This is a genomic window from Micromonospora sp. NPDC049107 (assembly GCF_040648595.1).
In the GTDB taxonomy this organism is placed as follows: domain Bacteria; phylum Actinomycetota; class Actinomycetes; order Mycobacteriales; family Micromonosporaceae; genus Micromonospora.
Map to the genome: position 1 here is coordinate 226,027 of NZ_JBEZEC010000008.1, position 15,251 is coordinate 241,277.

The 15,251-nt window shown below is 73.0% G+C and carries 17 protein-coding genes; 7 read left to right on the plus strand and 10 right to left on the minus strand.

Annotated features, from left to right (window positions below; translation table 11 throughout):
* Positions 1–8 precede the first annotated feature (8 nt).
* Entirely contained in the window at positions 9–824 is an 816-nt protein-coding gene (locus AB0B55_RS21070; protein WP_357173326.1) for a DUF72 domain-containing protein, read from the minus strand.
* Between the two features lie 132 nt (positions 825–956).
* Here AB0B55_RS21070 and AB0B55_RS21075 point away from each other — a divergent pair, with 132 nt between their 5' ends.
* Positions 957–1,688 carry a Clp protease N-terminal domain-containing protein gene (locus AB0B55_RS21075; RefSeq protein ID WP_357127506.1) on the plus strand — a complete coding sequence of 244 codons (732 nt, stop codon included), beginning with the start codon at positions 957–959 and terminating at the stop codon, positions 1,686–1,688.
* A 9-nt stretch (positions 1,689–1,697) separates the two neighbouring features.
* On the opposite strand, the gene AB0B55_RS21080 is transcribed toward AB0B55_RS21075, so the two are convergent.
* Both AB0B55_RS21080 and AB0B55_RS21085 read right to left on the minus strand, forming a co-directional pair.
* On the minus strand, positions 1,698–2,216 hold the full coding sequence (locus AB0B55_RS21080; protein ID WP_124771885.1) for a hypothetical protein: 519 nt from the start codon (positions 2,214–2,216) through the stop codon (positions 1,698–1,700).
* A gap of 136 nt (positions 2,217–2,352) precedes the next feature.
* Positions 2,353–2,538, minus strand: coding sequence for a DNA repair protein (locus tag AB0B55_RS21085; protein WP_357127501.1), 186 nt, complete (start codon positions 2,536–2,538; stop codon positions 2,353–2,355).
* Positions 2,539–2,708: 170 nt separating this feature from the next.
* Between AB0B55_RS21085 and AB0B55_RS21090 the strand changes: the two genes are divergently transcribed.
* Positions 2,709–3,371: a GNAT family N-acetyltransferase gene (locus AB0B55_RS21090; RefSeq protein ID WP_357127498.1), complete on the plus strand. Its 663-nt coding sequence runs from the start codon at positions 2,709–2,711 to the stop codon at positions 3,369–3,371.
* A gap of 235 nt (positions 3,372–3,606) precedes the next feature.
* On the opposite strand, the gene AB0B55_RS21095 is transcribed toward AB0B55_RS21090, so the two are convergent.
* Entirely contained in the window at positions 3,607–5,061 is a 1,455-nt protein-coding gene (locus AB0B55_RS21095) for a glycoside hydrolase family 3 N-terminal domain-containing protein (protein ID WP_357127495.1), read from the minus strand.
* A 165-nt stretch (positions 5,062–5,226) separates the two neighbouring features.
* On the opposite strand from AB0B55_RS21095, the gene AB0B55_RS21100 reads away from it, so the two are divergent.
* Complete coding sequence (locus tag AB0B55_RS21100) at positions 5,227–6,402, plus strand: ROK family transcriptional regulator (RefSeq protein ID WP_357173132.1); 1,176 nt, start codon at positions 5,227–5,229, stop codon at positions 6,400–6,402.
* 84 nt (positions 6,403–6,486) lie between these two features.
* On the opposite strand, the gene AB0B55_RS21105 is transcribed toward AB0B55_RS21100, so the two are convergent.
* Entirely contained in the window at positions 6,487–7,500 is a 1,014-nt protein-coding gene (locus tag AB0B55_RS21105) for an ABC transporter permease subunit (RefSeq protein ID WP_357127490.1), read from the minus strand.
* A complete protein-coding gene (locus tag AB0B55_RS21110; RefSeq protein WP_357127487.1) occupies positions 7,497–8,507 on the minus strand; it encodes an ATP-binding cassette domain-containing protein in 1,011 nt (336 codons plus the stop codon). Before AB0B55_RS21110 ends, AB0B55_RS21105 begins: the two co-directional genes overlap by 4 nt.
* A gap of 131 nt (positions 8,508–8,638) precedes the next feature.
* On the opposite strand from AB0B55_RS21110, the gene AB0B55_RS21115 reads away from it, so the two are divergent.
* Together AB0B55_RS21115 and AB0B55_RS21120 are read left to right on the plus strand one after the other, a co-directional pair.
* Positions 8,639–9,481, plus strand: a complete 843-nt coding sequence (locus AB0B55_RS21115; RefSeq protein ID WP_355052121.1) for an ABC transporter ATP-binding protein — start codon at positions 8,639–8,641, stop codon at positions 9,479–9,481.
* Positions 9,482–9,491: 10 nt separating this feature from the next.
* Entirely contained in the window at positions 9,492–10,388 is an 897-nt protein-coding gene (locus AB0B55_RS21120; RefSeq protein ID WP_357128020.1) for a ribokinase, read from the plus strand.
* A gap of 17 nt (positions 10,389–10,405) precedes the next feature.
* Here AB0B55_RS21120 and AB0B55_RS21125 read toward each other — a convergent pair whose 3' ends face one another.
* On the minus strand, positions 10,406–11,134 hold the full coding sequence (locus AB0B55_RS21125; protein WP_357127484.1) for a hypothetical protein: 729 nt from the start codon (positions 11,132–11,134) through the stop codon (positions 10,406–10,408).
* Between the two features lie 90 nt (positions 11,135–11,224).
* Here AB0B55_RS21125 and AB0B55_RS21130 point away from each other — a divergent pair, with 90 nt between their 5' ends.
* Positions 11,225–12,805: an alpha/beta hydrolase gene (locus AB0B55_RS21130; protein WP_357127481.1), complete on the plus strand. Its 1,581-nt coding sequence runs from the start codon at positions 11,225–11,227 to the stop codon at positions 12,803–12,805.
* 14 nt (positions 12,806–12,819) lie between these two features.
* Here the strand turns inward: AB0B55_RS21130 and AB0B55_RS21135 are convergent, their stop codons facing one another.
* From AB0B55_RS21135 to AB0B55_RS21145, 3 genes are all read right to left on the minus strand, one after another.
* Positions 12,820–13,191, minus strand: a complete 372-nt coding sequence (locus AB0B55_RS21135; protein WP_357127477.1) for a hypothetical protein — start codon at positions 13,189–13,191, stop codon at positions 12,820–12,822.
* On the minus strand, positions 13,188–13,670 hold the full coding sequence (locus AB0B55_RS21140; RefSeq protein WP_357127474.1) for a DUF6232 family protein: 483 nt from the start codon (positions 13,668–13,670) through the stop codon (positions 13,188–13,190). Before AB0B55_RS21140 ends, AB0B55_RS21135 begins: the two co-directional genes overlap by 4 nt.
* A 189-nt stretch (positions 13,671–13,859) precedes the next feature.
* A complete protein-coding gene (locus AB0B55_RS21145; RefSeq protein ID WP_357173136.1) occupies positions 13,860–14,339 on the minus strand; it encodes a DUF6232 family protein in 480 nt (159 codons plus the stop codon).
* 98 nt (positions 14,340–14,437) lie between these two features.
* Between AB0B55_RS21145 and AB0B55_RS21150 the strand changes: the two genes are divergently transcribed.
* A complete protein-coding gene (locus AB0B55_RS21150; RefSeq protein ID WP_357173139.1) occupies positions 14,438–15,211 on the plus strand; it encodes an enoyl-CoA hydratase-related protein in 774 nt (257 codons plus the stop codon).
* Positions 15,212–15,251 lie beyond the last annotated feature (40 nt).

Below are 15,251 nucleotides of genomic sequence, written 5' to 3' on the forward strand. Positions count from 1 at the left end.
GTGGGTGCTCAGAAGAGGGTCAGCGGCTCGACGGAGATCGGGTCGGGCAGCGGGTCGAGACCCGGCACGTGGGCGCGTACCTCGTCGTGGAACCGCCGGGCGAGCCGCGGCGCGTCGGCGTTGTCCGGCGTGTGGACGAACATGGTGGGGGAGCGCCCCTCGCGCAGCCAGCCGGCGGTGACCTCGACCCAACGCCGCCACCCCTGCACGGTCCGGGTGTCGTCGTCGCGGCCCAGGTAGCGCACGATCGGGCGGTCGGTCAGCGCGACGGACCGCAGCGGCACCCGGGGTTTCTTCATCCAGGCGTCGCGTTCGGCGTCACTCGTCGGCGGGCGGCTGAAGAACGCGGTGGTGTCGAAGGGGATCCATTCGGCCGACGCCCCGGTCAGGGTCTCCTCGAGCAGCCGGGTCGCGCCGGGCTCGGTGAAGAACGCGGGATGGCGGACCTCCACGGCGTAGCGGTGGGAAGCCGGGAGCTGCGCGAGGAACCGGCCGAGCGTGGGTACGTCGGCCGGCGCGAACGACCCCGGTAGTTGAATCCAGAGGGCGTGGACGCGTGGGCCGAGGGGCTCGATCGCGTCCAGGAAGGCGTGCAGCGGTTCGTCGGCGTTGGTGAGCCGACGTTCGTGCGTGACGACCTTGGGCAGCTTGAGGACGAATCGGAAGCCGGCGTCGGTCTGCGCCGCCCAGGATGCCACGGTGTCCTGGGTCGGGGTCGCGTAGAAGGTGGTGTTGCCCTCCACGGCGTCGCACCAACTGGCGTAGTGCCGGAGGCGTTCTCCGGACGGCAGCGAGTGCCCCGGCCACGACCGGTGACTCCACATGGCGCACCCCACGTGCAGACGCATGCCGGCCCCTCCTCCGCTGTGCGGCCGCGCCCACCCTAGCGGGCGTCTCGCGACTGATGTCGTCAACCAGTGGTTGACGGAATGCGGGCGTCAACCTATGGTTGACGCATGACCGAACCTTTCCAGATGAGCAACCCCGTCAAGCTCGACGACCTCATCCAGGCGATCAAGAAGGCGCACACCGACGCGCTCGACCAGCTCACCGACGCGGTGATCGCCGCCGACCATCTCGGTGAGGTCGCCGACCACCTGATCGGGCACTTCGTCGACCAGGCCCGGCGCTCGGGAGCGTCGTGGACCGACATCGGCCGCAGCATGGGGGTCAGCAAGCAGGCCGCCCAGAAGCGCTTCGTGGCCAAGGGCTCCACCGAGGCCGCGGCGCTCGATCCGAACGCCGGCTTCGGCCGGTTCACCCCGCGAGCCCGCAACGTGGTGATGGCCTCGCAGGAAGAGGCCCGCGCCGCCGGGAACCCCGAGATCGGCCCCGCGCACCTGGTGCTCGGGCTGCTGGCCGAGCCGGAGGGGTTGGCCGCCCGGGTGCTGGTCGGTCGGGGTGCCACCCCCGAGGCAGTGCGGGAGGCCGTCGGCGCCGTCCTACCGCCGTCGGTCGACCAGGTTCCGGACCTCATCCCGTACGACGCGCGCGGCAAGAAGGCGTTGGAGCTGACCTTCCGGGAGGCGCTGCGCCTCGGGCACAACTACATCGGCACCGAGCACATCCTGCTCGCCCTGCTGGAGCAGGAGGACGGTGCCGGCGTGCTCACCGACCTAGGCCTCGACAAGGCGGCGGTCGAAGCCGACCTGTCCGCCGCCCTCGCCGCCGCCGTCGCGCAACAGTAGGAACCGGGGTCAGGACGCCTCGGGGAAGCCGTAGCGCAGGGCGTGCTCCGGATCGGCCGGGTCGATCTGGCGTACGCCCGCGTCCGCGAGCCGCTTGTTGACCTCGTCGAGCTGCTCGCGGACCAGCCGGGCCTCCTCCTCGGTGACGCGGCCCCGGTGCGGCTTGCCGGCGTGCTCCAACGTGCCGTAGTCGATCTTTTCGGCGCTCTTGCGGGCCTTGGGCGGGCGGACCCGTTCGGCCGTCTTCAACAACTGCGCCATCGGGACGTCGGTGGCCATCGCGTCGAACTCGCTCGCGGTGAGGACGACCCGTCGGGGCTCGCCCCCGCCGTGCCGGTCGTGGATCTCGACCACCGCCACGTCCAGCGCGGCGTCGTCGATGTTCTCCACCTCGCCCGGGGTGGCGTCGAGCTGCACGGGCCCGGCGACCAGGTCCGGGTGCTCCAGGACGACGACACGAACCACCTCGTCGTCCTGCTGCAGAACGGTTCCGGTGAAGTCGGAGACGTGGATCGTCTTCTTGCCCATGCGCGGAGCTTCTCCTGTCGTAGGCCGGGTGCCGGACCTGGAAGAAATTACCCGACAGGTGTGCGAATGCCGTCGCTGGTCCTCCTGCGGTGTGTCGTCCCCGACGCTGTCCGTCGTAGCTGACGCGTCGGTGTGTTCAGCGCCGGTTGAGGCCGTGCCGGCTGGAGCTGGCCGGCAGCTCGTTCAGCGCCGCCCAGGGCAGCCCGCCCGTCGCACGGACCACCCGGTACCCCGCCTGGGTGGGGGTGCCCTCGGCGGTGCCCGCCGCTCGCCAGAGTCGCGCGGGGTGCTGGTGGAAACGGTCGTTCGGCTGAATCGGCATGCCCATACCGTGGCAGAGAAAGGTGTCCAGATAGGGAAATGCCTATGACGGTCGATGTCGCGAGCTGATTCCCGGATCTCGGGCAGCGTCCCACCCTGGCGCGATGGTCCGCCCGGTCGAGCCGCCCGGGCGTACGGTGATCACGACGTGTGGGGCGACGGGAGGTACGCATGCTGGACCGGCGGTTGCAGCTGCACCTCGCCTCCTGGCTCGGCCAGTGGCCGGCCGGACCCGGGCTGCACGTGGTCGCCTCGCGCCGGCGGGCACTGCCGGCCTGGGACGGCCGGCTGCGTCCGGCCCTCGCCGTGGACACCGGTCGGAGCGCGGTGCTCTCCGTCGCGCCGGACCGGGCCGCCGCTATCCGGGCGTTGGTCGAGCGCACGCCGGAACGGCTGCTCGCCGCGCTGCCGGAGGCTGTCGGGCACCCCGCCTTCTGCGTGCACGACGGCCCCTTCCGCTGGACTCTCTCGCCCGCGCCCCTGCCCGACGCGGGCGAGTGGGTCGCCTCGACGACCCCTGGGCTGCCGCCCTGGCTGCGGCTGTTCGACCGGCCGGTGCTCGTGGTGCGCGATGCCGACGGCGGCTACCTGGCGGGCGCCGCCATCAAGCGCCACGACGCGTACGGGCACGAGCTTGCCGTCGGCACCGCGCCGGCGGCCCGCGGCCGTGGCCTCGCACGTCGGCTGGTGGCGCAGGCGGCGCGGCGGGTCCTGGACGAGGGCGCGGTGCCGACCTACCTGCACGAGCGGGACAACCAGGCCTCGGCCCGGGTCGCGGAGGCGGCGGGTTTCCCGGACCGGGGTTGGCGGGCGTACGGGGTGTATCCGCGCTGAGGTGGGCTCAGTGCGCGGACCGTGGATCCCGGGCCGGATCCACGGTCCGCAACCTGCCCCCAGGCCCCGGTTCGCTCCGATCGGCCGTGCCACTGACACGCCGATCCGATATCGATCACGCTACGTATCGAAACTGCAAGCTGCAAGATGCGAGCAGTCGGGTCGGAGTGTCGAATTGTGGACTTGACCTGCGACGAAGCGCGGTGACGTTGGCGAGCCGATCAGTAACGCAGGGTCAACCCGCGAGGCCGAGCGCCTCCGCCGCCGCCCGTCCGTTGGCGTGGCTCGCGCCGTACGTGGTGACGAACGCCCGTGCGCCGGACGGTCGCCACGCCCCCGGCCAGCCCATCTCCACGACGGTCACCGGATGCGCGGCGGCCAGCGCGTCGACCAGTTCCGGGCCGCCGGGCAGCCGATGCAGGTGCCGCCCGACCAGCACGATCGGCCGGTCCCCGGCCAGCTCGCGGACGGCCGCCTGATCGGTCTCGCTGGCCACGACGCGGATCTCGCGTCCACCGTCGAGGTGTGGGCCGAGGCCCCACGGCACCCGGCCCTCGGCCATCGTGGACTCGGTGTGCAACTGGACCACCAGCGGCTGGTCCAGGTCGGTGAGCAGTCCCTCCACCCGCACCGCCCGGCGTGCCACCGCGTACCCCAGGTCGGGGTCGGGGGTGGCCGACGACCGGCCGGCGGCCCGGGTCCAGGCGGCGAGCGCGGCGGCGCGGCCGGCCGCCTCCTCGACCCGGGCGACCGGCAGCCGGCCGTCGGTGGTCGCCGCGGCGATCTCGGCGGCCACGCGCTCGACCAGCGCGGCGTCGACCTGCGCGCCGATGCAGAGCAGGTCGGCGCCGGCCGACAGCGCCCGTACGGCGGCCGGCCCGACGCCCCCGGCGGCCACCGCCGCGCCCTTCATCTCCAGGGCGTCGGTGATCACCGTGCCGGTGAAGCCGTACTCGGCGCGCAGCAGGTCGACCAGGACGGCCCGGCTGAAGGTCGCCGGACCGTCGCCGGTCAGCGCCGGCACCCGGATGTGCGCGGTCATCACGGCCTGCGTGCCGGCCGCGACGACCGCGGCGAACGGCGGCAGGTCGCGCTGGCGGAGCAGTTCCAGCGGTACGTCCACCGTGGGCAGCTCGTGGTGGGAGTCGGTGACCGTCGCGCCGTGGCCGGGGAAGTGCTTGGCGCAGGCGGCCACACCGGCGGCCTGGAGGCCACTGACGGCCGCGGCCGAGTGTGCGGCCACCCGCAGCGGGTCGGCGCCGAACGAGCGGGTGCCGATCACCGGGTTGTCGTCGGCGGTGTTCACGTCGACGGTGGGGGCCAGGTTGACGGTGACGCCCAGCGCGGCCAGCTCTGCGCCGATCGACTGGTAGACCCGGCGGGTGAGCGCCACGTCGCCGACCGCGCCGAGGGCGGCGTTACCGGGGTACGGGCTGCCGGTGGCGTGGGCCAGCCGGGTCACGTCGCCACCTTCCTCGTCGATGGCGATCAGCACGTCCGGCCGGCCGGCGCGCAGCGCCGCCGTGCTCGCCGCCACCTGCGCTGGGTCGTGCACGTTCGTGCCGAACAGGGTGTGCCCGGCCAGGCCGTCGGCCACCAGGTCGACCGCCCAGCGCGGCGGGACCGCTCCCGGGTACGCGGCGAGCAACGTGCCCAGCGCGAGCCGGCGCAGTCCTGGATCGAGCCCCACGAGATTTCCCCCTTCGCTTCCCGTGGATACGAACGTGTACCCGCGGTGGTCGTCGCCCTGCCGGGTTGGCCGAGCACTCTGCCTCGGGGTGACCGTTACGCTACGGCTACCCGTTCGCAGGTCGGTTTACAGTTAGCAAAGTTTACTAAAACTAGAGGACGTGGCATGAGTGCGACCCGGCTGCCCGGCACCCCCCGCCTGTTGCGGGCGCTCAACGACCGTGCGGCGCTGGAACTGCTCCTCGAGCGGGGACCGCTCACCCGGGCCCGGCTCGGCGAGCTGACCGGCCTGTCCAAGGTCACCGCCTCGCAGCTCGTCGAGCGCCTGGAGGAGCGTGGCCTGGTCAGCCGGGTCGGCGAGCAGGCCGGCGGGCGGGGGCCGAACGCCCAGCTCTACGCCGTACGCGCGAGCAGCGCGCACGTCGTCGGGGTGGACGTCGGGCCGGACCGGGTGGTGGCCGCCTGCGCCGACATCACCGGCGCCGTCATCGGCCGGGTGGAGCAGTCGACGCGGGACACCGACGATCCGGTGGGCGTGGTGCACAACGCCGTGGTGCAGGCCGCCAGCAGCGCCCAGGCGCAGCTCAGCAGCGTCCGACGGATCGTGCTCGGCACGCCGGGCCTGGTCGATCCGCAGACCGGCGACATCACCTTCGCCTTCAACCTGCCGCGCTGGCACAGCGGTCTGCTGGCCGCGCTGCGGGACGACCTGCACACCCCGGTGGTCTTCGAGAACGACGTCAACCTGGCCGCGGTGGCCGAGGCGCAGTCCGGCGCCGCGCAGGGCGTGGCGGACTTCGTCCTGGTCTGGGTGGGTGCCGGTGTCGGCCTGGCGATCATGTTGGGTGGGCGGCTGCACCACGGCAGCAGCGGAGCGGCGGGCGAGATCGGCTACCTGCCGGTGCCCGGCGCGCCCATCCCACGCGATGTCTCGCGGCGCGCGAAGCCCGCCTTCCAGCAGGTGATCGGCGGTGACTCGGTGCGCTCGGTGGCCCGTGAGCACGGCTTCTCCGCGTCGGACGCCGCCGGCGCGGTGCGTGCGGCGGTCGAGGCCGGCGCCGCCGGTGGCCCGATGCTCGACGAGTTGGCCCGCCGGCTCGCGCTCGGCGTGGCCAGCACCTGCGTGGTGCTCGACCCACCGTTGGTCGTGCTGGCCGGCGAGGTCGGCCAGGCCGGCGGCACGGCGCTCGCCGACCGGGTGCAGCGGGAGGTCGCCGCGATCACCCTGGTCCGGCCGCGGGTGGTGCCCACCGGCCTCACCGAGGAGCCGATCCTGCGGGGTGCCCTGCGTACCGCGTTGAACGCCGTCCGTGACGAGGTGTTCGGCTCCACCGTCGGCTGAGCCCGCTGCGGCGGTCATGTGAAGGAATATTTCACCGCTGGCCGCCCGGCTGCAAGCTCTTGCCACCGGGCGGCCATTGCCACCTCAGTTCAGATCACGGCGGCGGAAGGCGGCGAAGGCCAACACGGTCAACCCGCCGGCGACCGCGAGCAGCACCGCCAGCGACGGTCTCCAGGTGAGGGTGTAGAAGCCCTCGCAGGACGTGCCGCTGAAGTTTCGCCGACAGAGCTGGGAATCCCAGATCCGTACCTCACCGCTGAGCCACGCCCCGACGTACGTGGAGAGCATCATCTGTTCCGGCCGCCGGGCGTCGACGATCGCCAGCACCAGCCGGGCGCCCAGCTCCCACACCACCGCGTACGCGGCGACCACTCCGAGCGCCGCCGACGTGTGCCGACCCAGCGTCGCGATGGCGAAACCCGACGCGGTGGCCAGCAGCACCAGCACCAGGCCACGGCCGTGGATGGCGCCCAGCGAGCTCCAGAAGTCACCGTCGAGCCGACCGGCAAGCCCGGCGGTCTGCCCGATCACCCAGAAGGTGGCCAGGTAGGCCACCGAGGCCACCACCGCCAGCGCCAACATGGCAGCCAGCAGGGTGCCCAGCTTCGTGCCCAGCACCGTCAGCCGGCGTGGCCGCCACAGCAGCAGGTTCACCACCCCACCGGAGTTCAGGTCCGCCCCGATGTACGAGGCGCCGACCAGGAAACCGAACAGCACCAGGAACGCGATGAGGAAGAACAGCAGCGGTTTGGCCTGCTCGGCGAAGTTGAACACCCCCGACAGGTAGTCGGACGCGATCGGCAACCGGTCCTGCTGGGCCGGGTCCATGTCGGAACAGTCGGCGGGCAGGTAGTCCTGGGTGTCGGGGGTCGAGATCCCGTCCCGCCGGGCCAGGCACTGCTGGTAGCTGACCTCCATGCTCCGCCGCGCCTCGATGGCCTGCTGCCGCGCCGAGGAGAGTTCCTGGGCGCTCGGCTGATGCGACCCGGCCAGCGTGGTCGCGGCCGTGATGCCGAACGCCAGCACCAGCAGGACGATCATGAGCTGCACGAAGCGGCGTGCGGAGAGGCGCTCCAACTCGGCCCGGACCAGGTTCACGCGTCCACTCCCCGTACGTCGAGATCGATCACCGGCGCGCCGTCGGCGTCGATTGGTCGTGCCGCCTCGTCGACCTGGCGGGGCACCGAGGGGTGCTTCCCGGCCCCGGTCAGCTCCAGGAAGACGCTCTCCAGGTCGGGTCGCAGCGGCGTCAGCTCGGCGACCCACAGATCCTGTTCACCGAGGACGCGGCTGATGATCGTCGGGTCGGTCGCTCCGCTCACCACCAGCGTCTCGCCCTCGACGGCAGCCGTCAGCTCCGCCGCACGCAGCACGTCGGCGGCGCGCTCGGGCTCGGCCACCCGGACCAGGAACTCGTGCCGGTCGTGACCCGCCAGCACCTCGTCCACCCGGCCGGCCGCCACCCGCCGCCCCTGCGAGATGATCGTGACGTGGTCGCAGATCAGTTGGATCTCGCCCAGGATGTGGCTCGACACCAGCACGGTCACCCCCGCCGCGGCGAGTGACCGCATCAGGTCGCGCATCTCGCGGATGCCCGCCGGATCGAGGCCGTTCGCCGGCTCGTCGAGGATGAGCAGACGCGGATCCTTCAGCAGCGCGGACGCCACCGCGAGCCGCTGCTTCATGCCCAGCGAGTAGCCCTTTACCCGCTCGTCGCCCCGGTCGCGCAGGCCCACCAGCTCCAGCGTCTCGTCCACCCGCGAGATCGGCACCCCGCCGGCGCGGGCCAGCAGCCGCAGCGTACGACGACCCGTGAAGTTGCCGAAGAACTGCGGACTCTCCACGATGGCGCCGACCTGCCCCGCCACCCGGGGCAGCAGCTCCGGCGACGGCTGGCCGAACACCGTCATCCGGCCGCTGTCGGCGCGGACCAGCCCGAGCAGGGCGCGCAACGTGGTGGTCTTACCCGAGCCGTTGGGCCCCAGGAAACCGTGGATCTGGCCGGCCTCGACCAGCAGGTCGAACCCGTCGACCGCCACCCTCCTGCCGTTGCGCAGACTGCGGAAGGTCTTGCGCAGACCCTCGATCTCGATGACCGCGCTCATCCGCGCGGCGCCAAACCTCGACCGGGCATGGGCCGTCCCTGGGGTGTGGTGATCAACGACACGGTGCCTCACCCTATGGCCAGAGCGCCGCCCGTGGGGGGCACGCCACTCCTGCGTGGTTGGATGGTCGGGTGACTGGTGACCTGATCCCCGGCGCTGCCGGCGCCGCGCCTGCCGCCGCACCCGTGGACCCGGATCTGGTGGTCAGCCTCGACAGCGTGGGCGTACGCCGCTCCGACAACGCCCTGTTGCAGGACCTGACCTGGCGCGTCGAGCTGGACGAGCGCTGGGTGGTGCTCGGCCCCAACGGCGCGGGCAAGACCACCCTGCTCAACCTGGCCGCCGGCCGGCTGCACCCCACCACCGGCGTCGCGTACGTCCTCGGTGAGCGGATCGGCCGCACCGACATCAACGAGCTGCAGACCCGCATCGGGCTCACCACGGCCGCGCTCGCCGCGCGGGTGCCCGCCGACGAGCAGGTCAGCGACGTGGTGGTCACCGCAGCCTGGTCGGTGGTCGGACGCTGGCGGGAGAGCTACGAGCACGGCGATGTGGCGCGGGCCAGGGCGCTGCTCAGCCAGCTCGGCGTCGGCAACCTCGCCGAGCGCCGCTACGGCACCCTCTCCGACGGCGAACGCAAGCGCGTCCAGATCGCCCGGGCGCTGATGACCGACCCGGAGCTGCTGCTGCTCGACGAGCCCACCGCCGGGCTCGACCTCGGTGGCCGCGAGGACCTGGTCGGCCGGCTGGCCGAGCTGGCGTACGACCCGGACGCCCCCGCCATGGTGCTCGTCACCCACCACGTGGAGGAGATCCCGCCCGGGTTCACCCACGCGCTGCTGCTGCGCGAGGGCGCGGTCGTCGCCCAGGGCCTCCTGGCCGAGACGTTGACCGGCGACAACCTCTCCAAGACCTTCGGTCTGCCGTTGGTGGTCGAGCGCTCCGGCGACCGCTACACCGCGCGCGCCGCCTGAGCGGGTGACCATGTCGCCGACGCGGGTGGTGGTGGTGGGCAGCGCCAACATGGACCTGGTCGCGATGGCCCCCGCGCTGCCCCGGCCGGGCCAGACCATGCTCGGCACCGACTTCGTGATGGTGCCCGGCGGCAAGGGCGCCAACCAGGCCATCGCCGCCGTCCGGGCCGGCGCCTCCTGCACCTTCCTGGGCGCGATCGGCTCCGACGCGTTCGGCGTGACGCTCCGCGCCCGCATCACGGCGGCCGGCGTGGACACCGGTCACCTGCGGGTGGCGTACGGCACGTCCGGCGTGGCGCTCGTGATGGTGAACGGCCAGGGGGAGAACGCCATCGTCGTCACCCCCGGCGCGAACGACGCGCTGGTCGGCCTCACCGAGGAGGAGTTGGTCGCGGTACGCGAGGCGGACGTCCTGGTCGCCCAGTTGGAGATCCCGGTGCGCACGGTGACCGCCGCGGCGCTGGCCGCCCGCGCCGCCGGCACCCGGGTCGTCCTCAACGCCGCACCGGCCCGGGACCTTCCTCCGGAACTGTTCGAAGCCGTGGATTTGCTCGTCGTCAACGAGGGTGAGGCGCAGGCGTTCACCGGCCGGGGCCGGGACTACCCGAGGGCGCTGCTCGACCTGGTGCCCCGCGCGGTACTCACCCTCGGTGACGCGGGGGCCTGGTACGTCGACCGGGAGGGCGTCGAGGTGCACGTGCCCGCCGTCAGAGTTGACGTGGTCGACTCCACGGCGGCCGGCGACGCGTTCACCGCCGCGCTGGCGGTCGGCTGGGGCGAGGGACGGGACGTCGTCGACGCCGTACGCTGGGCGGCGGCGGCCGGCGCGGCCTGCGTACGCAAGCTCGGCGCCTCGGTGGCACTGCCGCAGCGGGCCGAGATCGACGCGCTGTACGAGCCGGGCTGACCGCCCGTCCCGCGCGGTCAGTCGACCGGTTCGTCGCTCAGTTTCTCGCCCCGTCGGCGCAGCATGCCGAGGCCGGGGATGCCGGCCACGGCGAGCTTGAGGTCACGGGTGACATCGAGCAGGTCGTGCAGGTCGGGCCCGACCCGGTCCAGGGTCGCGAGGATCGGCAGGATGTCGGCGGTCAGGTGCTCCTTGAGCTTGGGCAACTCGTCGATCAGGTGGATCGCCGCCGTGATCTCCTCGTGGCTCAACTCCGCCACGAACCTGTCGGCCATCGGCGCGGCCCGGCGCAGCGCCGGCTCGTACGCCGCCAGCAGTTCGGCCGCCGTGGCCGCGGCCCGCGCGGCCGTGTCCACGGTGACCGCGGCGTTGCCGGCCACCGCGTCGGCCCCGGTGACCACCGTGCCCGCGAGGCGTGCGACCTTGTCGGCCTCGTTCACCACCACGGCGGCTGCGGCGGCCACCTCGGTGGCCGTGTCGACGGCGGTGGTCGCGGCGGCGCTGATCACCGCCACCTCACGGACCGCCGTCTCGGCGTCGGTGAGCACCCCATCGGTCCGGTCCAGGGTCGTCTCGATCCGATCGACCACGCCGTTGATCCTGGCCAGCAGCGCTTCCACCCCGTCCAGCACCGCGAACGCGCGGGCGGGCACGGCGGCGAACGAGGCAGCCGAGCCGAGCGCCTGGTCGAGGGCGGAGCGGGTCAGGCCGACCACCGCGGTTGGTGTGGGGAGGGGGAGCGCCATGGGGTCAAGTGTGCGTCGGTCCTGCCACAACCGCTCGTTCGCGGCTGTCGGCCCGGTCCGGGACGGGGTGCTCGGCGGTAGGGTGCCGGCATGTCGGCCGTACCGCCGCGCCACCCACCGAGCACCCGGACCGCCGTCCTGCTCGCCGTCCTCGCGGCGGTCACCGCCGCGCTCGGCACGGCGGTGCTGGTACGCGCCGACGCCGGCCTCACCGTGCGGCAGATCACCGTCGACGGGGTGCCGATGACCGAGGTACGCGCCGGCCCGCCGAACCCGGACGTCCGGCGACCCGGCGTGGTGATCGCACACGGCTTCGCCGGCTCGGCACGGCTGATGCGTCCGATCGCCGACACCGTCGCCCGTCGCGGAGCGGTCGCGCTGGTGTTCGACTTCGCCGGGCACGGTGCCAACCCGGCCCGACTCGGCACCGGCATGTCGCCCCCGACGCTCGCCGCCGACCTGGACATCGCCGTCGGACACCTGCGTTCCCAACCGGACGTGGACCCGACCCAGATCATGCTGGTCGGCCACTCGATGGGCGCCGGCGCGGTGACCCGCTACGCGGCCGGGCATCCCGAGATCGCCCGGACCGTGGCGATATCGCTGCCCGAGGCCGGCGAGCTGCCCCCCGGTCGGCCGACCGACCTGCTGCTGATCGTGGGCGGCGCGGAGTTCCCGGGGTTCCGCCGAGCAGCCGACGACGCCGCACGGCGGGGCGCGACGGTGGGTCGCCGACCCGCCGTCGTGGTGCCGGGGGTGGAGCACATCTCGGTGCTCTTCGCCCCGCGTACCCACGAGGAGATCGCCCGCTGGCTGCCCAGTGTGGACGGGGACGCCCCACCCCGTCCGTTCGCCCGTCTCATCGGCGCGGCGCTGCTCGTGGTCGCGTTCGCCGTCGGACTGGTCCCGCTGGCCGCGCTGCTCCTGGGCCGGCGGGCCGCCGTGACGCTCGCACCGGCACGGCCGCCTGCCGTGACGCTCTCGCCGGCGCACTCCGCCGGGCGGCGGACGGCGGGGGGATCGGCGTCGGCGCTGCGGGTTCCCGTCCTGTTCGGGCTGGCCGTCCTCGCCAGCGGGCTCGCTGCGGCCGTCGCGGCGATCCTGCCGACCAACCGCCTGCCGCTCGCGGTCGGCGGTTACGTCAGCGGATTCCTACTGGTCACCGGCATCCTGACGGTCGGCGGTCAACGCTGGCTACCCGCCGCGACACGCGTGCCGGAGATCGCCGACGAGCCGGTCGGCAGCCGGACACCGATACGGATCACCGGCGCGGTGCTGGCGCTGACGGCGTACGCGATTCTCGCCGTGGCGCTGCCGATCCACCTCGGGCTGACCTCGGCGCTGCCGGTCGGCGCCCGCTGGTGGCTCCTTCCGCTGGTCATGGGCGCGTGCCTGCTGTTCCTGCTCGGCGTCGAGCTGGTGGCGGTCGGCCGGACGTGGCGGCGTCTGCTCGTCGTCGCGGTCACCGTGGTGGTGCTGAGCACGTCGGCGGTGGTCGGCCTGGCGCCCGGGTTCGTGCTACTGGTGGTAACGCTGTTCGCCGTGCTGCTCGGCTGGCACGTGCTGTGGGCCGCCGTCCTGCGTCGCTACGCGTCACCGCGTTGGCTGCCGGCCGTCGTGGGCGCGGCCCTGCTGGGCTGGCCGATCGCCACCACCCTGCCGCTGACGTGACCGGCGGCTGGGCTCTATCGAGTGGCGCGTGCGACGCGCAGCGCCCACCAGATCAGTGGTACCTGTAGAGGCACCCGACCGTAGGCGATCGCCCGTCTCGTCGGCCGGCGGTGTCGCCAGTCCACGGCCATCTTCACGTTGGCCGGCAGGACGGCGACGAACAGCGCGGCGGCGGCTCGACCGCCGGCCCGTCGGCTGGCCGGGTGCGCGACCGCTGCCGCCACCGTCAGTTCCGCGACGCCGCTGGCGTACGTCCAGAGGCGGGCGGGACCGGGCAGCGTACGAGGCACGATCGGGTCGTAGTAGCCGGGGCGCAGCAGGTGGGTGACGCCCGCCGCGGCGAGCAGCCCGGCCAGGGCGACGGCCTCGCCGTGTCGGCTGGTCATCGATGGTCCCCCTGCTGTTCGACGGCGCGCTGCACCGCCCGGTAGATCTGCCCGAACCGTAGCGCGTCCGGCGTACGCAGGAGCAGGTGTTCCTGACCGTGGTGCTGGACCCACAGTTCGTGCACGTGGCTGCCGCGCTCGTAGGAGCGGTCCAGCCAGCCGAGGGGGATCTCCAGGAAGGGCGCCAACGCCAGCGCCCCCACCGCGCAGGCGGCGAGGATGATCAGCGCCAACTGCCAGTTGCCCCGGTCCTGGGCCGACCACGCCAGCGACACCACGCAGACCAGCGCGACGAGGGGCGGCAGCGACAGCAGCAGGACCAGCACACCGCGACCCAGCACCCGGCCGCGTACGGCGAGCGTCTTCGGCCCCCGTTGGTGCCAGACGAACGTCACGTCGGGCAGGGCGATCACCTGACCGCCCGCCCGGATCGACTCGGATGTCACCTGCACCGCGTCGTCCCGGTAATAGAGGGTCATCACTAAGCCTAACCACCCGCAGGCAAACCCGCGCCTCCTGCGCCCGTCCCGCCTCGCGCTGCCCTCCGCCCGTCCCGCCTCGTCGATCTTGCACTTTCTGTTGTGACATAAAGGGCATGAACGCCCATATTGACAACAGGAAGTGCAAGATCGGCGGGAGAGCGGCGGAGGGCGCCCGCGCGGGGTGGGCTAGCGGCGGGCGGCGGGGCGGGCGGGCTGGCTGGCCTCCATGGCGCGCTGGACCGCCCGGTAGATCTGGCCGAAGCGCAGCGCGTCGCGGGTGTGCAGCAAACGCACCGGCTGGCCCCGCCAGCGGGCCCAGATCTCCAGTTGGCGGCTGCCCCTGGCGTACGAACGGTCCAGGTGCTCGAAGAGGAAGTCGGCGACCGGACCGACGGCCAGCCCGACCAGCACCGAGGCGCCCACGATCGCGATCGTGACGGTGGGTGAGCGGTGCAGCCAGACGGCCACGCCGATGCCGATCACCGCAGCGACCAGCGGGCCGGCCAGGGCGGCGCCGATCGCGCCTCGCCCGGCGAGCACCCGCCAGGAGCGGCTGCCACGGCGGTGCCAGACCATGGTGATCTCGGCCAGGGGGTAGCTGCGCCCGTCGACCTGGACGGCGTTGGAGGTGACCCGTACCGACCTGTCGTCGTAGAAAGTGATCATGGCTGGACTCCCGCCCGCGGGGCTGACACCACACTACTTACCCCAACGACCCGGGTCGTAAGGTTGGCACGCGACTTCGACGAGGAAGTGAGGGCAGCGTGGGCGAGTTCGTTCGGCTGGAGACCACTGACGGCATCGGCACCATCCGGCTGGAGCGGCCGCCGATGAACGCGCTCAACACGCAGGTGCAGGAGGAGTTGCGCGCCGCCGCCACGGCGGCCACCGCCGATCCCGAGGTCCGCGCCGTCATCGTGTACGGCGGGGAGAAGGTCTTCGCCGCCGGGGCGGACATCAAGCAGATGGCCGACATGTCCTACGTGGACATGGCCGACCGGGCCGCGGCCCTGTCCAGCGCGCTCGGCGCGATCGCCCGCATCCCGAAGCCGGTGGTGGCCGCGATCACCGGGTACGCCCTCGGCGGCGGCTGCGAGCTGGCGTTGGCCTGTGACTGGCGGGTGGTCGCCGAGGACGCCAAGCTCGGCCAGCCGGAGATCAAGCTGGGCGTCATTCCCGGTGCGGGCGGCACGCAGCGGCTGGCGCGTCTCGTGGGTCCGGCGCGGGCGAAGGATCTGATCATGTCCGGGCGGATGGTCGACGCCCAGGAGGCGCTGCGAATCGGTCTCGCCGACCGGGTCGTACCGGCCGCCGAGGTGTACGACGCGGCCGTCGCGCTCGTCACGCCGTACCTCAAGGGCCCTGTGCAGGCCCTGCGCGCCGCGAAGCTGGCGGTCGACGGCGGCCTGGACATGGACCTCAACTCGGGCCTGGCCTGGGAGAGTCAGCTCTTCGCGGCGCTGTTCGCGACCGACGACCGGCGCGAGGGGATGGCCGCGTTCGTCGAGAAGCGCAAGCCGGACTTCACCGGCCGCTGACCGGCCGGGCCGACGGCGAACCGAGAACGGTTCACATTCT